This window comes from Arthrobacter sp. MMS24-S77 (genome assembly GCF_054888235.1).
This window is the reverse complement of sequence record NZ_JBTZRN010000001.1, coordinates 2,825,551-2,842,810: the sequence shown is the minus strand read 5'-3', so window position 1 is coordinate 2,842,810 and position 17,260 is coordinate 2,825,551. Positions and strand designations below refer to the sequence as shown.

The 17,260-nt window shown below is 62.5% G+C and carries 16 protein-coding genes and 2 tRNA genes; 8 read left to right on the top strand and 10 right to left on the bottom strand.

Annotated elements, in window-relative coordinates; translation table 11 throughout:
* Nucleotides 1-81 precede the first annotated feature (81 nt).
* On the top strand, nucleotides 82-879 hold the full coding sequence (locus ACX5I4_RS12955) for an HNH endonuclease family protein (protein ID WP_461837017.1): 798 nt from the start codon (nucleotides 82-84) through the stop codon (nucleotides 877-879).
* On the opposite strand, the gene ACX5I4_RS12950 is transcribed toward ACX5I4_RS12955, so the two are convergent.
* The 4 genes from ACX5I4_RS12950 to orn all read right to left on the bottom strand — a co-directional run bounded on the left by ACX5I4_RS12950 (nucleotide 866) and on the right by orn (nucleotide 3,267).
* Entirely contained in the window at nucleotides 866-1,729 is an 864-nt protein-coding gene (locus tag ACX5I4_RS12950; protein ID WP_461837016.1) for an acyltransferase domain-containing protein, read from the bottom strand. The two genes, ACX5I4_RS12955 and ACX5I4_RS12950, sit on opposite strands and share 14 nt — an antisense overlap.
* A 3-nt stretch (nucleotides 1,730-1,732) precedes the next feature.
* Nucleotides 1,733-2,305 (bottom strand): peptide deformylase, encoded by a 573-nt coding sequence (gene def, locus ACX5I4_RS12945; RefSeq protein WP_461837015.1) that lies wholly within the window; start codon nucleotides 2,303-2,305, stop codon nucleotides 1,733-1,735.
* Nucleotides 2,306-2,436: 131 nt separating this feature from the next.
* A tRNA-His gene (locus ACX5I4_RS12940) sits at nucleotides 2,437-2,509 on the bottom strand.
* Nucleotides 2,510-2,640: 131 nt separating this feature from the next.
* Complete coding sequence (gene orn, locus ACX5I4_RS12935) at nucleotides 2,641-3,267, bottom strand: oligoribonuclease (protein WP_461837014.1); 627 nt, start codon at nucleotides 3,265-3,267, stop codon at nucleotides 2,641-2,643.
* Nucleotides 3,268-3,481: 214 nt separating this feature from the next.
* On the opposite strand from orn, the gene mptB (ACX5I4_RS12930) reads away from it, so the two are divergent.
* Nucleotides 3,482-5,044 (top strand): polyprenol phosphomannose-dependent alpha 1,6 mannosyltransferase MptB, encoded by a 1,563-nt coding sequence (gene mptB / locus ACX5I4_RS12930; protein ID WP_461837013.1) that lies wholly within the window; start codon nucleotides 3,482-3,484, stop codon nucleotides 5,042-5,044.
* Here mptB (ACX5I4_RS12930) and ACX5I4_RS12925 read toward each other — a convergent pair.
* Nucleotides 5,028-6,281: a glycosyltransferase 87 family protein gene (locus ACX5I4_RS12925; RefSeq protein ID WP_461837012.1), complete on the bottom strand. Its 1,254-nt coding sequence runs from the start codon at nucleotides 6,279-6,281 to the stop codon at nucleotides 5,028-5,030. The genes mptB (ACX5I4_RS12930) and ACX5I4_RS12925 overlap by 17 nt on opposite strands.
* 34 nt (nucleotides 6,282-6,315) lie before the next feature.
* Nucleotides 6,316-7,629: a glycosyltransferase family 87 protein gene (locus tag ACX5I4_RS12920; protein ID WP_461838719.1), complete on the bottom strand. Its 1,314-nt coding sequence runs from the start codon at nucleotides 7,627-7,629 to the stop codon at nucleotides 6,316-6,318.
* Between the two features lie 294 nt (nucleotides 7,630-7,923).
* On the opposite strand from ACX5I4_RS12920, the gene mptB (ACX5I4_RS12915) reads away from it, so the two are divergent.
* Nucleotides 7,924-9,561 carry a polyprenol phosphomannose-dependent alpha 1,6 mannosyltransferase MptB gene (gene mptB / locus ACX5I4_RS12915; RefSeq protein WP_461837011.1) on the top strand — a complete coding sequence of 546 codons (1,638 nt, stop codon included), beginning with the start codon at nucleotides 7,924-7,926 and terminating at the stop codon, nucleotides 9,559-9,561.
* A gap of 7 nt (nucleotides 9,562-9,568) precedes the next feature.
* On the opposite strand, the gene ACX5I4_RS12910 is transcribed toward mptB (ACX5I4_RS12915), so the two are convergent.
* A complete protein-coding gene (locus tag ACX5I4_RS12910) occupies nucleotides 9,569-10,246 on the bottom strand; it encodes a DNA alkylation repair protein (protein WP_461837010.1) in 678 nt (225 codons plus the stop codon).
* A gap of 157 nt (nucleotides 10,247-10,403) precedes the next feature.
* Between ACX5I4_RS12910 and map the strand changes: the two genes are divergently transcribed.
* Nucleotides 10,404-11,171: a type I methionyl aminopeptidase gene (map, locus tag ACX5I4_RS12905; protein WP_461837009.1), complete on the top strand. Its 768-nt coding sequence runs from the start codon at nucleotides 10,404-10,406 to the stop codon at nucleotides 11,169-11,171.
* Nucleotides 11,172-11,203: 32 nt separating this feature from the next.
* Here the strand turns inward: map and ACX5I4_RS12900 are convergent, their stop codons facing one another.
* On the bottom strand, nucleotides 11,204-11,800 hold the full coding sequence (locus tag ACX5I4_RS12900) for a GNAT family N-acetyltransferase (protein WP_461837008.1): 597 nt from the start codon (nucleotides 11,798-11,800) through the stop codon (nucleotides 11,204-11,206).
* Nucleotides 11,801-12,123: 323 nt separating this feature from the next.
* Nucleotides 12,124-12,196 (bottom strand) — tRNA-Arg (locus ACX5I4_RS12895).
* Between the two features lie 218 nt (nucleotides 12,197-12,414).
* Here ACX5I4_RS12895 and ACX5I4_RS12890 point away from each other — a divergent pair.
* The 3 genes from ACX5I4_RS12890 (at nucleotide 12,415) to ettA (ending at nucleotide 15,322) form a co-directional block, all read left to right on the top strand.
* Entirely contained in the window at nucleotides 12,415-12,981 is a 567-nt protein-coding gene (locus ACX5I4_RS12890; protein WP_461837007.1) for a single-stranded DNA-binding protein, read from the top strand.
* A gap of 77 nt (nucleotides 12,982-13,058) precedes the next feature.
* A complete protein-coding gene (locus ACX5I4_RS12885) occupies nucleotides 13,059-13,592 on the top strand; it encodes a DUF6993 domain-containing protein (RefSeq protein ID WP_461837006.1) in 534 nt (177 codons plus the stop codon).
* A gap of 47 nt (nucleotides 13,593-13,639) precedes the next feature.
* The gene (gene ettA, locus ACX5I4_RS12880; protein WP_461837005.1) at nucleotides 13,640-15,322 is read left to right on the top strand and encodes an energy-dependent translational throttle protein EttA; all 1,683 of its coding nucleotides are present in this window, start codon (nucleotides 13,640-13,642) and stop codon (nucleotides 15,320-15,322) included.
* 106 nt (nucleotides 15,323-15,428) lie between these two features.
* Here ettA and tesB read toward each other — a convergent pair whose 3' ends face one another.
* On the bottom strand, nucleotides 15,429-16,337 hold the full coding sequence (tesB, locus tag ACX5I4_RS12875; protein ID WP_461837004.1) for an acyl-CoA thioesterase II: 909 nt from the start codon (nucleotides 16,335-16,337) through the stop codon (nucleotides 15,429-15,431).
* Between the two features lie 63 nt (nucleotides 16,338-16,400).
* Between tesB and ACX5I4_RS12870 the strand changes: the two genes are divergently transcribed.
* Entirely contained in the window at nucleotides 16,401-17,075 is a 675-nt protein-coding gene (locus tag ACX5I4_RS12870) for a hypothetical protein (RefSeq protein WP_461837003.1), read from the top strand.
* Nucleotides 17,076-17,260 lie beyond the last annotated feature (185 nt).

The window sequence follows — 17,260 nt, the reverse complement described above, 5'->3', positions numbered from 1 at the left end:
ACACTGTGGATATCGGCACTGGTTGTCGGTGCCCTGACCTAGTCTCAAGGGACGTATTCCTCCTCGAAAGGATCCAATCCCTTGAGCACCACTTGGGCTGCATATCAACGCGCCCGCCGCCAGTCCCGCCAGGCCTGGGTGCTGCTGATTCTCTTTGTCGCGGGTGCCCTTGGCGGCCTTGCATGGTTCTTCGCTGATGGCCAGTTCGCCGTCGCTGAAGCCCCCGGCAACGGACCCACGGAAGCACCCGTCTTCGACCCCGCTTGGATGAAGCCGGTGGAGCCCGTACAGCGAGTCCCCGTCGGTTCGGCCGTTGATGCCCTGGAGGCGCTGCCCGTGAAGGGGCGTGCGGCCAAAGACAACTACGACCGCAACGAATTCGGCCAGGCCTGGCTTGACGTTGACCGGAACGGTTGCGATACCCGGAACGACATCCTGAGGCGGGATCTTACGTCCATTGAATTCGCTACAGGCTCCAAATGCAGGATTGCGTCGGGAGAGCTCCGCGAGCCCTACACCGGGCAGGACGTCCATTTCCGCAGGGGATCCGAAAGCAGCGGGGCCGTGCAGATTGACCACGTGGTTGCTCTTGGCGATGCCTGGCAGAAGGGTGCCCAGCAGCTCACCGCGAAACAACGTCAAAGCCTCGCCAATGATCCCCTCAACCTCATCGCCGTCGACGGCCCCGCCAACGTGAAGAAAAGTGCCAGTGACGCCGCAAGCTGGCTACCCGCGAACAAGGGCTTTCGTTGCCATTACGTGGCCCGGCAAATCTCCGTCAAGGCTGGTTACCGGCTCTGGGTCACCCAGCCCGAGAAAGACGCCATGAAGCGCGTCCTGGACTCGTGCCCGGGCCAGCAGGCCATCAGGGCGAAGTAGCGGTATGGTTCCCGGGCGACGGAGGAAGCACCAAGTGGCCGTGTCCAAGTTGCCAGACCCCGCCGTCGTCGATCCTTTCCAGGACCACCCGCTGAAGCGACGTCTCGCGGGGGAGCCCGTCTAGGTTTTCCATGTCCCGGTGCCGGAAGGTGAAGTAGACAGCGTCGCTCGGAGCGTCGGAAAGACGGTCCAGGGTGAACCGGCGGGCAAATGCGGCGATGTTGCTGTCCGGCAGCTTGCGGGCAAGATAGGGATCCAGCATCCAGGAATCGCAGCTAGCAACGGCAACTGCTTTGTCCGGGAAGAAGCGGTCAAAGAACGCCCTGGCCTGGCTGAAACTCGTGTCCACGAGGGCAGGGGAGAGCCCTCCGTCCTCGGGGATATGTACGCCTAGCACCCACTGATCGTCTGCACCGGGGTGATCTGCTGTGTTGCCGCGGACAAGGTGGAACTGCAAACGGCCGATCCGGAAGATGTTTCCGGCCATATGGAGCGTCAGCCAGGCCCACGTGTCCAAGCCGAAGCGCCCATGAACCCGTCGGTTGATGCGAAGGTTCAGTCCGACGTCGGCCAGGATCGCGGCGGAAGATTCTTGCGGAATGCCGAGGGAATGATGATGGCTGGCGACCACAGGCGCGAAGCGCAGGAGCGCCTCGATCCAGTCCGTTTCGGTGGACCCCTCCGCGGAGGCAGACTCGGTGGGAAAGGTGCCGAGACGGGCATCCAGGACGGCAAGGGCCCGTCGCGTTCCGTCTCCGGGCGGCGACGCCAGCAGCGCGGCGCACGCCAAGGCGTCCTCGCCGTGGATGTCGAGGAGCCTGAACAATTCGTCCTGCGCGATGCCGCTCACCGGTCAGTGCCCGAAGGGATCCGGGTCGACGCCCGGCATCCAGCTCAAGCCGGGGACTCCCCAGCCGTTCTTCTTGGCTTGCTTCATGGCCTTCTTCGCGTAGCGGTCCACGAGGCGATTCACATAGAGCTTGCCGTCGAGATGGTCGAATTCGTGCTGCATGACCCTGGCAAACCAAGCTGTGGCCACGAAATCCACCGGTTTGCCGTAGCCGTCGAACCCTTGGACACGGGCCCACTCGGCCCTCTGCAGGGGGTAGTGCTCCCCGGGGAAAGACAAGCAGCCTTCCACGTCTTCCTCGGGATCAGGAAGGGCACCGGGGATCTTGGAGAGGGTGAGAACCGGGTTCACCAGGACGCCTTCGTCCGGTGCGTCGTCGTCATTGGCGTATTTGAAGATGAAGATCCGTTTGCCGACTCCGACCTGGGGTGCGGCCAGTCCGACGCCGTTGGCGGCTTCGTTCGTCTCGAACATGTCGGCAATCAAGGTGCGCAGTTCGTCGTCGAACACTTCGACCTCACTCGCCCGGCGGTGAAGCACGGGCTCGCCCCAGATGGTGACTGGCAGGATGGTCATGTCAGGTGTTCCTCTGGTTCTCGGGTCTGGAAGACTGGACGGCCGGAATCGGCCCGGACAAAGCAAAGGCCGCACTGGATAACCAGTACGGCCTTTGGCTGCGATCGGCAAACTGTAACCGATCTCGTGAGGGTGAGCGACGGGGGTTGAACCCGCGACCTCCTGGACCACAACCAGGCGCTCTGCCAACTGAGCTACGCCCACCATGTGCCTTTGACCACTTTCGGAATGACCCGTCAGCTGCGAAGGCAACGACAAAAACTATACCCCGTCTTCGGGGATGGTTTTGCCACTTTTGACCGTTTGGGTGAAATTTCCCCGAAAGGTGCCGTAGATCACGTGCTTGTCGGAGTCTCCGGACCGTCAGTGATCTGCTTGGAAATCCGCTGTGCCGTTGCTGTATCAGGTCCAGGCGCCGGGACGAAGACTGCGTCGCGGTAGTAACGCAGTTCGTCGATGGAGTCCCTGATATCTCCGAGCGCCCGGTGGCCACCATGTTTGGCGGGGGACTGGAAATAGGCGCGGGGGAACCAGCGGCGCGAGAGTTCCTTAATGGTGCTGACGTCGATGACCCGATAGTGAAGGTGTTCGACGATGTTGGGCATATCGCGTGCGAGGAACATGCGGTCTGTTCCGACCGAGTTGCCGCCGAGCGGTGCCTTCTTGGGGTCGGGTACCCACTTCTCGATGTACTCAAGGACGATTGCTTCGGCTTCGGCCATCGTCTTGCCGTGGGGGAGCTCGTCCAGGAGCTTCGAACGGGTATGCATGTCGCGGACAAAGTCGTTCATCTGCTCGAGAGCGGCGTCATCGGGTTTGATGACGACGTCCACGCCATCACCCAGGATGTTGAGGTCCGAATCTGTGACCAAGGCCGCTACCTCGATCAGGGCGTCGTTTTCAAGGTCCAGGCCGGTCATCTCACAGTCGATCCAGACGATGCGTTCATTAGTAATAGGCACGCGCCCAGCCTACCGTTCGGTCGCATTGGAAGCGTGGCGGGGCGCTCGATTCCGCGTTTGAGGCATGCTCCGGCTGGTAAACTGGGCCGTTGTCGAGCGGTTGTTGCCTGCCTCGATGAGCTGGACCAATGTACGTAGGGACTGGAATATCATGACGGCAGGCGGATCGGGCGTGGGCACCTCAAACAGCCGGGATGAGGCAAAGGAACCCGCCATGCCGTCTGAGGCGATCGCCGCGGGCCCCTACTCTCCGAATAGTGCGCTTACCGGAGCTGGCAGCTCCAGCCACGTCAAGGCCTATGTGGCAATCTGGCAAGGTTTTTTTGGATCCCTCATGATCTTCGTCGGTTCTATCGGCGCCGGCTGGATCGCCAACGGATCGCCGATGTTCAGGCACCCGATAGTGATCGCGCTGCGCACGGAGGGCTGGGGCGTTACGACGTCCACTATCTTGCTGACGGCCGGGGCCATGCTTTTGGTCAGGTCCTGGTTGCGGCTCGGGCAAAGGCTCAGGGACTGGGGGCCAGGCTCGCTCAGATCGGTGGTCGTGGCGGTCGCGGCCTGGGCCGCGCCCCTGATGTTCGCCGTCCCCATCTATTCGCGGGACGTGTACGCCTACACCGGCCAAGGCAGGTTGGTTTTGGAGGGCCAAAACCCTTACACCGCAGGTATTTCCACGCTCAGCAACTGGTTTTCCCTCGGTGCCGACCCGGCTTGGGCCGAAGCCAAGACCCCCTACGGTCCATATTTCCTGTGGCTTGCGAGGTGGGTGGTGGGCATCACCGACGCCCAGCCCGATTTCTCCGTCTTGCTCTTTCGCGTTTTGGCGATGGCGGGAGTGCTGCTCTGCGTGGTGTACGTTCCCAAGCTAGCCGAGCTGCACGGGATTAATCCGGGCCGTGCGCTCTGGATTGCCGTGGCTAATCCGCTCTTCCTCATCAGCTTCGTGGCCAGTGCCCATAACGATGCCTTGATGGTCGGCCTGGCAGTGGCAGGAATGTACTTTGCCGCCACCGGCCGCCATATCGCCGGTCTTTTGCTTGTCACGGCTTCGATCGGAATCAAGCCGATCACGGTGCTTCTCCTGCCTTTCATCGGCCTCATGTGGGCCGGTCCGGCCGCGAGCTGGACCCGCAAGTTCCTGTTCTGGGGCGCGACGGCGGCCATCAGCTTCGGGGTGTTGGCCGTAAGTGGAATCCCCTACAACCTTGGTCTTGGGTGGGTCTGGGCCATCCTTGATCCCACCCCCGGCTACACCGGATATTCGCCTTCCGGTTTCCTGGGCCAGCAGGTCGAGGTGATCGCGAACCTTTTGGGCCTGCCCGGGCCGGCCGTTGCAACCGGGCTCCGTACCCTCATGAAATGGGTAGGAATGGCCCTGGTGGTGGTACTGATGTTCCGGGGCGACTATTCGCGGCTGGTGCGGCGCGCGGCCCTGGCGTTTGCCGCCGTCGTCATGCTTTCCCCCATCATCCAGCCGTGGTACATCCTGTGGTTCATCCCGCTGCTCGCGGTCACAGGCATCAGGGACGACTGGCAGATCAAGTCCCTCTATGTCGCGATCACCTTTTTCGTGGCGTTCGGCGCGCAGGACCAGATTTCGGTGCTGTCCTTTGTGGAGATGAACGTCAAGGTGTCTTCCCTGGCCTTCGTCGTGGCGGTGGGATTCACGATCTACCTGATGGTCCTGGACGTCCACACCCGCAGATTGCTGATCCGGTCCACTCCTATGGAACTGCTCCGCAGGCTCGAGCGAAGGCTCAGGCGCCCCGAATAGCGGTTGCTGCGCCGGACTTGCGCCCTAGCTCGATGGATCGCTGTACGGACCACCACAGCAGGACAACCAGAAGCACATTACGCGTGGTCAGTACGGCCGCCATGACGGGGTTGGCGTGGATGAGCGGCGTGTAGAACAGCGGGTAGATCACAAAAGTCGTCATGGCGATGCCCATGAGAAGGGCGGCGGGAACACGCCACCGGTTCCAGTCGTGGGTCAGGCCGGCTACAACCACCGGGGCCAACCAGATGATGAATTGCGGCGAACCCACCTTGTTGAACACGATGAACGCGGTGGTCATCATGAGGGCCCCCTCAAGAAACAGCTCTTCCGGTTCGGCTCCGCGCCGAAGCGCCCAGACCAACAGAGCTGAGCCCGCGACGGCGGCCAGCACCAGGAGCGGCTGCATCATGAATGCCGCTACGCTGGCGCCCGGACCATACACTTCCGTGGAATTGATGGCGACGTTGTCAGCGATTTTGGAGCCGCCGATGTTGAGCACGCTCAGCCACACCCACGGAGTTGAGAACGTGGCTTCCAATTGCATGCCGCGCTCGCCTTGGTTGGTGAGGAAGTCAAGGATGTGTGGAAGCCCGCCTGAAAGGTAGGTACCCAACGCGACGACCGCTGTTACGGCGGCACCGCAGGCGATGATCTGCAGCCTGCGGCTACTCGCGATGACGATAGGCACCAGGACGGCGGCCGGCCAGACCTTGATCCAGGTGGCAATGCTGAGGAGGATGCCCGCTGCTACGGGACGCGTGGCCGCATACAGCAGGGCAACCAGCACGATGGGCGCGGTGATGCCCTCCACCCGGGCAAAGCTCAGGTAGCCCATGAAGGCGGTGAAGAACAGCCACCACCAAGCGGGGGCAATCCCGCTTGTCCGGCGCGGCCCGCGGGTCAAGATGAACAAGCCGGCGGCGTTGAGCACGGTGATGATCAGCGTCCAGACCAGCAAGTACGGGCCCGGGCCCGCGATGTTGGCCAGGAAGATCGGAATCTGTGCGAGCACCGGGTAGACCCAAGGGCTGATCATGCCGTTCAGATCCGCAGGGTTGTAACCGTTCATTGCCCACTGGCGGTACTGCTCAGTGTCGCTGAAGGTGTTCCCTGAGATGAAAAAGCTCGCCATCCAACCGAGGAAGTACACATGGACGGCGGCAAACCCCCACCACACGCTGGAAGGACGGCTGAACCATGCGACGGCGGCAGGCGGCAGGGCAGCGTTGCGCACGCGGGCCAGCCCGTCAAAGAATCGAACGGAAATCTCAGGACTCCTTGGCAGCGGCGGCCGGTTCGTTGGCCGGGATCTTCTTGCCCAAAAGGTACAGGCGGCGGACGGACCAGCAGAAGAGCACAACCAGCAGGACGTTGCGGACGGTCAAAACCAAGGCCATCCACGGGTTGTTGTGGCTGAGGGCGTCGTAGAAGAGGGGGTAGATGAAGTACGTGGCCACCGCGATTGCAATGAGCATGGCCGCTGGGACCCGCCATTCCTTCCAGCTATGCGCGAGCCCGACGGCGACGGCCGGCGCCAGCCAGACCATGAACTGCGGGGATCCGACCTTGTTGAAGACCACGAAGGCCGTAGCCATGGTCAGGGAGCCGGCCAGCAGCAGTTCCGTGCGGTCAGCCCCACCGCTTCGCTTGCCGTTGTGAAGAGCCCAGAAAGTCAGGGCAGCGACCAGGAGTGCAGCCAGGACAAGGAGGGGCTGCATCAGTTGTGACATGAAGGGGGTGCCTGGCCCGTCCACCTGCATCGAGTTGATGTCCGTGTTCATGTACATCCTGGAGTCACCCACATGGAGGACCGAGAGCCACAACCACGGAGTAGTGAAGGTGGCTTCCAGTTGCATGCCACGATCGCCCTGCTGGGTCAGGAAGTTGAAGAGCTTGGGCAGCGCGCCCACGGCAGCCGTCAGGGCGACCACCACGGCGCTGGTAAGAATCCCGGCAGCCACCACGCGGGTTCTCTGCTTGACCACGGTGAACAAGGAAAGCATGACGGCGGCTGGCCAGACTTTCATCCAGGTGGCAACACTCAGAAGGGCCGAGGCGATGAAAGGGTGCGACACTCCGTATGCCAGGGCGATCAGTACGATGGGCGCGGTAAATCCATCCACACGGGCGAATCCCAACCATCCCATGATGAAGACGAAGACCAGCCACCACCATGCCGCCGGGATGGCCTCCCGACGACGTCCCCACCCCGTGAGTTTGGCGAGAGCTACGCCGTCGAGCACGGTGATCATGAGCACCCACAGGAAGAAGAACGGGCCGGGACCGGCCAAGCCTGCGATGGCCATCGGTATCAGGGCGAGCACCGGGTAAACCCACGGACTGGGCCCGCCACTGAGGTTCTCATCCCGGAACCCCGCGGTGGTCCAGTCCCGATAGATGAAGGTGTCGCTGAAGGCTTCGCCACGCAGGGAGACGATCAAAGCGAACACGAGGAACACCAAGTGCACAACGCAGAAACCTGCCAGCAGACCCCTGGAGGAGTTGAGCCTTGCTTCCAACGAAGACGGAAGAACACGATGGCGGAACCGTGTGAGCGCGCTGAAGAATGAGTCCGTGGAAATGGGAGGATCCTTGTCAGGTAGTTATCGTCACAGGGTGCCGCGAACCGTCGCGGCGGGAGCCGCTCCAGAGAACAGCGGTTCCGTTGAAATTCATCCGGAACCGGCGTGGCTGTGGGCCTTCGGCATCAAACCAGAGCCCTGTTCATCCTATCTCAGGCCACTTTCGCAGTCCGACCCGTGGTCCGGAGGGCCCCGGGATGCCGCGGGCTGCGATGCTACAGTTGCAATAATCCATGGCAGCCGGCACTACCACTTTGGCTGGATGCAGCAGGGAACCGGACAGGATTTTGTTTGATGGTGACGTCGAAGTTTCGTGAGCGTGAGGTGAGGGGTTCGTTGGCTCATCCAGAGGCGCTTGACGGCTCCCACGCCCCGGGACGCGGAACTGCTATCGCCAAAGCGGCAAGGACGGCGATCCTTCAAGGATTCATTGGGTCCTTGCTCATGGTGGCCGGCTCGATTGGAGTCGGCTGGCTTGCAACAACCAGCGGCGCCCTGATCCGCATGCCCCTCTTCATCATGGCTCGGACATCTCCGGTAGGGGTGATCCTGTGCACTGTGATGCTCTGCCTCGGTGCACTGCTGCTCCTGCGCTCATGGCTACGTATTGCCCAGCGGATCGGCGGGTGGAACTCTTCCTCACGTCCTGTGCTCCGGCGTGCATTGTGGATGTGGACAATGCCGTTGATGTTCGCGCTGCCCCTGTTCAGCAGGGATGCATATGCCTACATCGGCCAGGGGCGGCTTATGCTTCAGGGCCTGAATCCATATACCAACGGTATCTCCGCCCTGAGCAACTACTTTTCCCTCGGACCCGACACTTTGTGGACCGAAGCCCCCACGCCTTACGGGCCGTTGTGGCTGTGGATCGAACAGGGTGCGGTGTGGGTAAGCACCGGCCTCTTCGATACAGGCATCCCCGAACTTGCCCTGATTCCCTTCCGGTTGGCCGCACTCGGCGGGGTCTTACTGCTCAGTGTCTACGTTCCGCGATTGGCCGCACTGCACGGAGTGAACCCGGACAGGGCGCTTTGGCTTGGGGTCCTCAACCCGGTTCTCCTGATCAACTTCATCGCAAGCGCTCACAACGACTCGTTGATGTTGGGGCTGGTTGTTGCCGGGGTGTACTTCGCCTCTGTCAAACGGCCCGTGCTTGGAATCGTGTTGATTACCGCTTCGATTGCCATCAAGCCAATTACTTTGATTGCCCTGCCGTTTGCTGGCCTGCTATGGGCCGGGTCCCGCGCCGGATGGGGCCGGAGGATGCTTTGTTGGACGGCGACGTTGGGCTTGTCGCTAGGGCTACTGGCCGCCGCGGGGTTCGTGAACGGACTCGGATTCGGTTGGCTTGGTGCCCTGCAGACTCCGGGCGCCGTCTGGATCTGGTACGCACCAGTGGGCCTGCTGGCACACATGGTGGGCTTCGTCGTCGGACTCTTCGGCGGTCCCGGGGTCCCTGTCACGGATGTCATCCAGACCATCGGAACGGCGGTCTCGGCGCTCGCTATCGTCTGGCTTGCCGTGCGCACGCCGGGTCGCGGAATCGGTATGCCCGCGCCGATCGACATTGAACCTGTTTTCAACAAGACTGTGCTCCGCAGGATGGCCTGGGCCTTCGCCGCCGTTGTAGTCCTGGCGCCGGTGATTCAGCCTTGGTACATGGTCTGGTTGCTGGTGTTCTATACCGTGACGGGCATCGCGGACGGTCCCCAGCTTCGGACGGTCTTCTATTTGACCGCGTTCTTCACCCTTATCGCCCTGACGGACCAATTGAGTGTCTTCCAGTGGATTCCGCTTGCGGTGGTGCGAGGAGTGGCGATCGCTATCGCCGTCTCCTTCATCGCCTATCTGGTGTTCTATGACAAGAAGACGCACGTGCTGTTCCGCCCGCGTCGCGGCATCTTGAGGCTCAGGCCCAAGCCCAGGTCCTGAACCGGGTTCAGCCGAGGTGTTTGATCGCCTCGCGCAGCGACAGCTGGCTCAGGCCTGCCCGTCGGGTTTCCACGTAGTCCCGTACCCATTGGGGATCCGTTTTGGCGTACTCCCGCAGCGTCCAGCCGATTGCCTTTCTGATGAAGAACTCTTTGTCGGCCAGATTTGCGTCGAGCACGGTGGAGAGAAGTTCCTTGTCGGTGGCCGACTTTGCCTTGAGCTGGGAGGTGATGGCGGAGCGCCGGATCCAGAAATCCTCGTCGCTTGCCCACTTCTGCAGCAACGGGGTCAGCGTACTCCGGTGGTGCTGCAGAAGGGCGCAAATGCGGTCGGAGACGCCGTCCACGAAATCCCACCACGCACCTGTCCGGATGATTTCTTCGTAGAGCGGCAACATCTCCAGGTCCTTGGCCACGGACTTGAGCGAGGTCAGATCGATGGCGGCATAGCGTTCTTCCCTCCACGTGGCCTCCCGCCACAGCAGCCTGACATCGTTGCGCAGTTCGGCCGGGGACCCGAAAGGAAGCTCTTTTGCGGTGGTGAGAACCATGCGACGGACCACGGGAACCCGGACGCCCAGGGATGGCATGGATGATTTCATATACGCCTGTGCCGCCTTCGCGCGATCCGGATCTGCTTCTGCGCGCAGGCGTTCCCGGATGATGGCGATTCTTCCGTGTTCCATACTGCGACTCTAGGGCAGTCCTGCGGCGGGCCGCTCCTGCGGCGGGCGCGACCGGTGCCGCGGTTGACTGTCACCGGGGCACCCCTAGAGTGGGTGGAAGAGTTCATCCGGTGGCCGGTTCGGGCCCCCTTGTTCCTAGTGCTTTTGGAGGCCCGGTTTGTCCATGGTGAAGACGCCCGACGAGATTGCACTCATGCGCGAAGCCGGAAGGGTGGTTGCCAACACGCTTTCCGCGGTTCGTTCGCAAGCCGAAGTTGGGGTGTCGCTCAAGGAACTGGACGCCGTTGCTGCCGCTTTCATTGAATCGGCGGGAGCCAAGCCAGCGTTCCTGAATTACCGGCCGCGGTGGGCATCCACGCCCTTCTCCGGTGTCATTTGCACGAGTGTCAACGATGCCGTGGTGCACGGCATCCCGGACGGATACGTGCTGCAGGACGGCGATCTCTTGAGCGTCGACTGTGGGGCATTCGTGGAGGGATGGTGCGGAGATGCCGCCATAAGTTTCATTGTGGGCACTCCGGATCCTGTGGACCAGGCGTTGATCGATGCCACAGATGCCGCCCTTGCCCGTGGAATCGAGGCCGCCCGGATCGGAAACAAGATGGGCGATCTTGCGTACGCCATTGGCGGGGAAGCCAAACGCAGCGGCTATGGGATCCTTGCCGATCATGGGGGACATGGCATTGGCCGGACCATGCACGCGGAGCCGAACGTACCGAACATCGGCCGGCCGGGCCGCGGGGTGAAGCTCGTGGAGGGTCTGGTGATCGCCATTGAGCCGATGCTGATTCTGGGTGGCAGCGACGACTATTACCACGACGACGATCAATGGACCCTGCGCTCTGCCAACGGCCGCCGGGCTGCGCACAGCGAACACACCGTCGCGATCACCGCAGACGGGCCCGTGATCTTGACACTGCCCTGAATGGGTTTGCTTCGACGCTGGTCTGCAAGAAATCAGCGTCGTAGGCGCATGACCGCCCGTCCGGGCACCGCGGTGGAAACTGTTGTGAAGCCGGCCGCTGTGAACAACTTGACGGTCCCCTGGTAGAGATCGGCCGAACCGGCCTTCGGTCGGAGCGAGGGATCCACGGGGTAGCCTTCGACTATTTCGGCCCCATGGTCGAAAGCGTGCCCGACGGCGGCGGCCAGCAATGCTGCGGCCACACCGCTCCGGCGGTGGCCCGGAGAAACCACAAAACAAGTGACCGACCAAACTCCAGCGCTTTCGTGCGCGCCTTCTCCTGCGGCCTTGAGGACTTTGGACTTTTCGATGCGCGGATAGCACTGGCGCGGCTCGACGGCGCACCAGCCCACTGTTTCGCCGCCTCGGAACGCTAGAACCCCGGGTTCCGGGCCGCCGTCGTCAAACTTGGCTTTGAGCTGTTCCTTCCGCGCCTCAGGGGGTGTGGCTTTCCAATCCTGACCGGGGAGGGCGAACCACCGGCACCAACAGCGCGAGGGCTCGCCGCGGATGCCAAAGAGCTTTTCGACGTCGGGCCAGGTTGCGGGGCACGTGGTGATGGCGGCGGAGCCGGGGACGTTCGGGACCATGGGAACAGCGTAGATCGTGGCCTGGGCTACGGCACGGGTTGGTGCGGGGGCAGGGGGGCCGGGGACTGGAAGCGGACACGTTGACGAAAGTCAGCGACACAGAAATCCGCAGCCGACACCCGACATCCCTGACCCACAGGGAATTCGGGCGTCGAGAGTACATCTGCGCGTCGCAGACGATTTTCCGCGTCGAACCTTCCGCCCGGACAACACGAAAGCCCGCGGCTACCAGCCCAGACAAAGAAGAGCACCCCGGTCCGAAGACCGGGGTGTAACCGATGACCCGACTCATCCGTGAAGGATGTCTCGACTCATCACATGCGTGCCCCGGGAGGGAATCGAACCCCCGACCAAGAGATTAGAAGGCTCCTGCTCTATCCTCTGAGCTACCGAGGCTGGCGGCGCTTGCACAGCACGTGGCTGAGGCGCCATCAAGAGTTTACATTGCGCCGGCATCCTGTGTTGTCAGATCGGCCAAGGCCGTGACTCTTCCTCCACAGGCGCCTATTCGGTGTGGCTATGCACATACGGGAATTGGGTACTGCCGTCGATCTGGGCGGCGCGTGATGCTGAAAGAGCCACACAGGCATTTCAACTCACGTTAGGACAAGACCATGAACGACATCATCACCGTCCGGGGATTCGTGGCCTCGGAAATCAGAAGCTCCACGACGCCGGGTGGAACAGGGACTGCCTCGTTCCGGTTGGGCTCCACGGAGCGTAGGTTCGACCGCGCCAACGATGTCTGGATCGATGGCAACACAAACTGGTTCACGGTCCAAGCCTTCAGGCATCTCGCGGGAAATATCGGGTGCAGCGTCAAGAAGGGCCAGCGGATCATCGTTGTCGGCAAACTCAAGTTGAGGCAATGGGAACGCGACGGCAAGATTTATCACGTTGCCGAGATCATTGCCGAGTCAGTGGGGCACGACCTCATGTGGGGCTCGGCGAACTTCATTAGGACCACAAGCGCCACGAGCCCCCAGAGCACGCCCGTTGCCGCGGACGCGGAGCCGGAGAATCAGTGGCCCGCGGCGGATGACGACGGTGAGGGCGGCGCGCACGACGACGAGGACGCGGATGCGGCAGCCGAGCGGGGAGTCATTCTTCCGGCCGGAGAAGGCGACGAACCGGTTCTTGTTGATGCCGATACCGGGGAACTTGTGGACGCAGCGGTTTGAAACAAGGATGCCGTGGACGGCCGCCGATTGCCATGCGGCGCAGTAGACAGTGCGCCGCATGGCAGAATGGCCGGGTGATGAGCAGGGGAACGCCGCGAAAACCATCGGGACATGGCCATGGGGCTGGAAGTCGACGTTTGCTGCTTGCGGTGCCGCTACTCGTGGCCGGGCTGGTGGCAGGTTGCTCCGCACCCGCTCCTGTGGTGTCCGGAAGCAATCCGGTTTCATCGCCTTCCCCGTCGAGTCCAGCCACGGCGGGCCCAGCTACCGTCAGTTCCGGCGCTGGAATCGCATCGGCTTCGGCCTCGCTCAGCCCGAGCACGGCGATCCTGAAGCAGACCATGGAGACCGTACTCAAAACCATTGCCGCGGCAACCCCCAAACCGGCACAAGATGCACTGCGATCGCAGCTCGTTTCGGCCGGCATCCCAGCCTCCGCTGTGGAGGTATCCGCGAGCAAGACCCCCACAGGACTGGATGTCGATGCCATCGAGGCGGCGGCCAAACTGGACAAGGACTGCGTCATGGGCGAGATCAGGGACGGCCAGGTTTCAGTGTCCGTCCTTCCCGTGCTGGCCAGCGGCAAATGCTTCGTCGGGGATTCCCGCTAGCGGGGCCGAATGTGAGTTATGCCGTGCCACCCATTAGATTTAACGGCATGGCGGAATTCATTTATACGATGACCAAGGCTCGCAAGGCCGTTGGCGAAAAACTTATCCTGGACGATGTCAGCATGTCGTTCTTCCCTGGCGCGAAGATCGGCGTCGTTGGCCCGAACGGAGCCGGTAAATCCACGATCCTGAAGATCATGGCTGGCATCGACACACCGTCGAACGGCGAAGCCCGCCTGAGCCCCGGCTACTCCGTGGGCATCCTCCTGCAGGAGCCGCCCCTGAACGAGGAAAAGACCGTCCTGGGTAACGTCCAGGAAGGTGTGGGCGAGATCTACTCGAAGATCCAGCGCTTTAACGAGATCTCCGAGGAAATGGCCAACCCGGATGCCGACTACGACACCCTGCTGGAGGAGATGGGCCACCTCCAGGAAGCTATCGACGCTGCAGATGCCTGGGACATCGATTCCCAGCTCGAACAGGCCATGGACGCACTCCGTTGCCCGCCGGGCGACGCCGACGTGACTGTCCTGTCCGGCGGTGAGCGCCGCCGCGTGGCACTCTGCAAACTCCTGCTCCAGAAGCCTGACCTCCTGCTCCTTGACGAGCCCACCAACCACTTGGACGCCGAAAGTGTCCTGTGGTTGGAGCAGCACCTGTCTTCCTACCCCGGCGCAGTCCTCGCGATCACTCACGATCGCTACTTCCTGGACCACGTCGCCGAGTGGATCTGTGAAGTAGACCGCGGCCGTCTGTACCCCTATGAAGGCAACTACTCCACGTACTTGGAGAAGAAGCGCGCCCGTCTTGAAATCCAGGGCAAGAAGGACGCCAAGCAGGCCAAGCGGCTCACGGAAGAACTCGAATGGGTCCGCTCCAACGCCAAGGGCCGCCAGACCAAGTCGAAGGCCCGTCTGGCCCGGTACGAGGAAATGGCAGCCGAGGCTGACCGCACCAGGAAGCTCGACTTCGAGGAAATCCAGATTCCGCCGGGACCCCGTCTGGGTGGACTGGTCCTGGAAGCGAAGAACCTGCAGAAGGGCTTCGAAGACCGGACCCTGATCGACGGGCTATCGTTCTCGCTTCCCCGCAACGGCATTGTTGGCGTCATCGGCCCCAACGGTGTCGGCAAGACCACCTTGTTCAAGACCATCGTCGGGCTGGAACCGCTCGACGGCGGCGACCTCAAGGTCGGTGACTCCGTAAAGATCTCCTACGCTGACCAGAGTCGCGGCGGCATCGACCCCAACAAGACGCTCTGGGAGGTCGTCTCCGACGGTCTCGACTTCATCCAGGTCGGCCACGTTGAAATGCCGTCCCGCGCCTACGTCGCGGCCTTTGGTTTCAAGGGTCCGGACCAGCAGAAGAAGGCCGGAGTGCTCTCCGGTGGTGAGCGTAACAGGCTGAACCTGGCCTTGACCCTCAAGCAGGGCGGAAACCTGCTGCTGCTTGACGAGCCCACCAACGACCTCGATGTCGAAACCCTCAGCAGCCTCGAGAACGCCCTGCTGGAGTTCCCCGGCTGTGCTGTAGTGGTCTCTCACGACCGGTGGTTCCTCGACCGTGTGGCCACCCACATCCTGGCTTATGAAGGCGACGAGGAAAACCCCTCGAAGTGGTACTGGTTCGAGGGCAACTTCGAGTCCTACGAGGAAAACAAGGTGGAGCGCCTCGGCCCGGACGCCGCCAAGCCGCACCGTGTGACGCACCGTAAGTTGACCCGCGACTAAGCGGATCAACCACAGAAGGCCGGTGCTCCTGGATAATTTCTTCCGGGGGCGCCGGCCTTCTTTGCTGCAATGATCTTGGCCGCCCTTGTGGCAGCGACGCAGGCAACTATGACGGGATCCGGAGCATGCCCTCCTGCGCCACGGTGGCGACATGCTGGCCATCACGGCTAAAGATCTTGCCGGTGGCCAGTCCGCGGGCGCCCTGGGCACTGGGGGACTCCTGGACGTAGAGCAGCCATTCGTCCACGCGGACGGGGCGGTGCCACCACATGGCGTGGTCAAGGCTGGCTACACTCATGCCCGGCGTCATCCAGCTCAATCCGTTCTTGCGCAGTACAGACTCCAAGATGGTGTAGTCGCTCGCGTAGGCCAGGGCTGCCAGGTGAAGGTTGGGGTCGTCCGGCATCGGACCGAAGGTCTTCATCCAGACGGCATTGCTGGCGATCCGGTCCTTGGGCGCCTCCACATACAGTGCGGGATCGACGTGGCGCACATCGAAAGGCCGCTCGAAGGACATGTGGCGGGCCAACGGATGGTCGTACTTCTGCAGGAGTTCCGCGGTACTCGGCAAGGATTCGGGGTCCGGAATTCCCGCTGGCATGGACGACTGGTGCTCCACGCCATCTGCTTCGGTCTGGAAGGACGCGATCATCGACAGGATCGGTTGCCCTTCCTGGTATGCGTGTACCCGACGCGCGGAGAACGAGCGTCCGTCACGGAGCCTTTCGACGCTGAAAGTGATGGGTTGGTTGGCGTCCCCCGGACGAAGGAAATAGCCGTGCATGGAATGGACAGTTCGATCGTCATCCACGGTGCGCATGCCGGCCATGAGTGATTGCGCCAGCACTTGCCCGCCGAACACCCGATGTCGCGGCTGTTTCTGGGACGGTCCGAGGAAGATGTCCTCGGCGGTCCTTGCGCCGTCGAAATCGGCAAGGGACAACAGTTCGATGAGGGTGGAGGTAGGGTCCTCAATGGCAACCTGATGTTCCAGGCCGGCGTGCGCGTCAGTCATGGTTCGACTCTAGACGCCGCCCCGACCCCTCTCAACCGCGGACATGCCGGTAGAGTCGAAGATGTGTCCGATGTATTGACCCAGTCCTTCCGTTTCGTCGATCCCCGTGATCTGGCGGATCTCCGCACCTATGCCACGCGTGCCAAGAGCATCGACGACGGCGCGATTCGGCTTCAGGCATCCGGCCGCGTCCTGGCCGCATACGTGTGCGTCCTCAGGCCGCGTCTCCTAGGCGAATCGACCCCCACCATCCTCGGGCTGCGCACCATCGCCCTCGCTGATGATGCCCACGTGGACGTCACAGTGACCCTGTCCTCGGTCCTGGACCGCCTTGCGCGGTCCGGTGCCGACGACGTCGAGTTGCCGATTCCGCCGTCGAGCGTTTCAGAATCGTGGGCGGGAGTCGGCGCGCCCCGCAGCGGCTGGCAGCCGCTCGGTTCAGTGCCCGACGCCGAACTCAGGGCGCAAGCGAATGCCGGCATTGCCGAGGTGGCCGGGATTGTTCCGGATCAGCCTGGCGCATTGATCGTCAACAATGCCAGGGCAACAGTGTGGGGACGGGAGATTCCCGGACTCGACGGCGTGCCCGCAGGCGCGGCGTTCGCGGCCCTGGCGCTCGGTTTCCTTGGCGACGGGGAACACCGCCTCTTCCGCAACGGCCGTTGGTTCCGGCTCAGCGGAAGCCGCGGCCACATCCTGGCACGATCCGGATCGGGCCTGGGCCTCCAGGCTCGCTGAGATTTGGGCAGGCCCTTTCGTGTCGCGTTCCGCGCCACGTAGGGACCCTGCTGCCCCACTCTAGGCAGGCCCTTTCGTGTCGCGTTCCGCGCCACGTAGGGACCCTGCTGCCCCACTCTAGGCAGGCCCTTTCGTGTCGCGTTCCGCGCCACGTAGGACCCTGCTGCCCCACTCTAGGCAGGCCG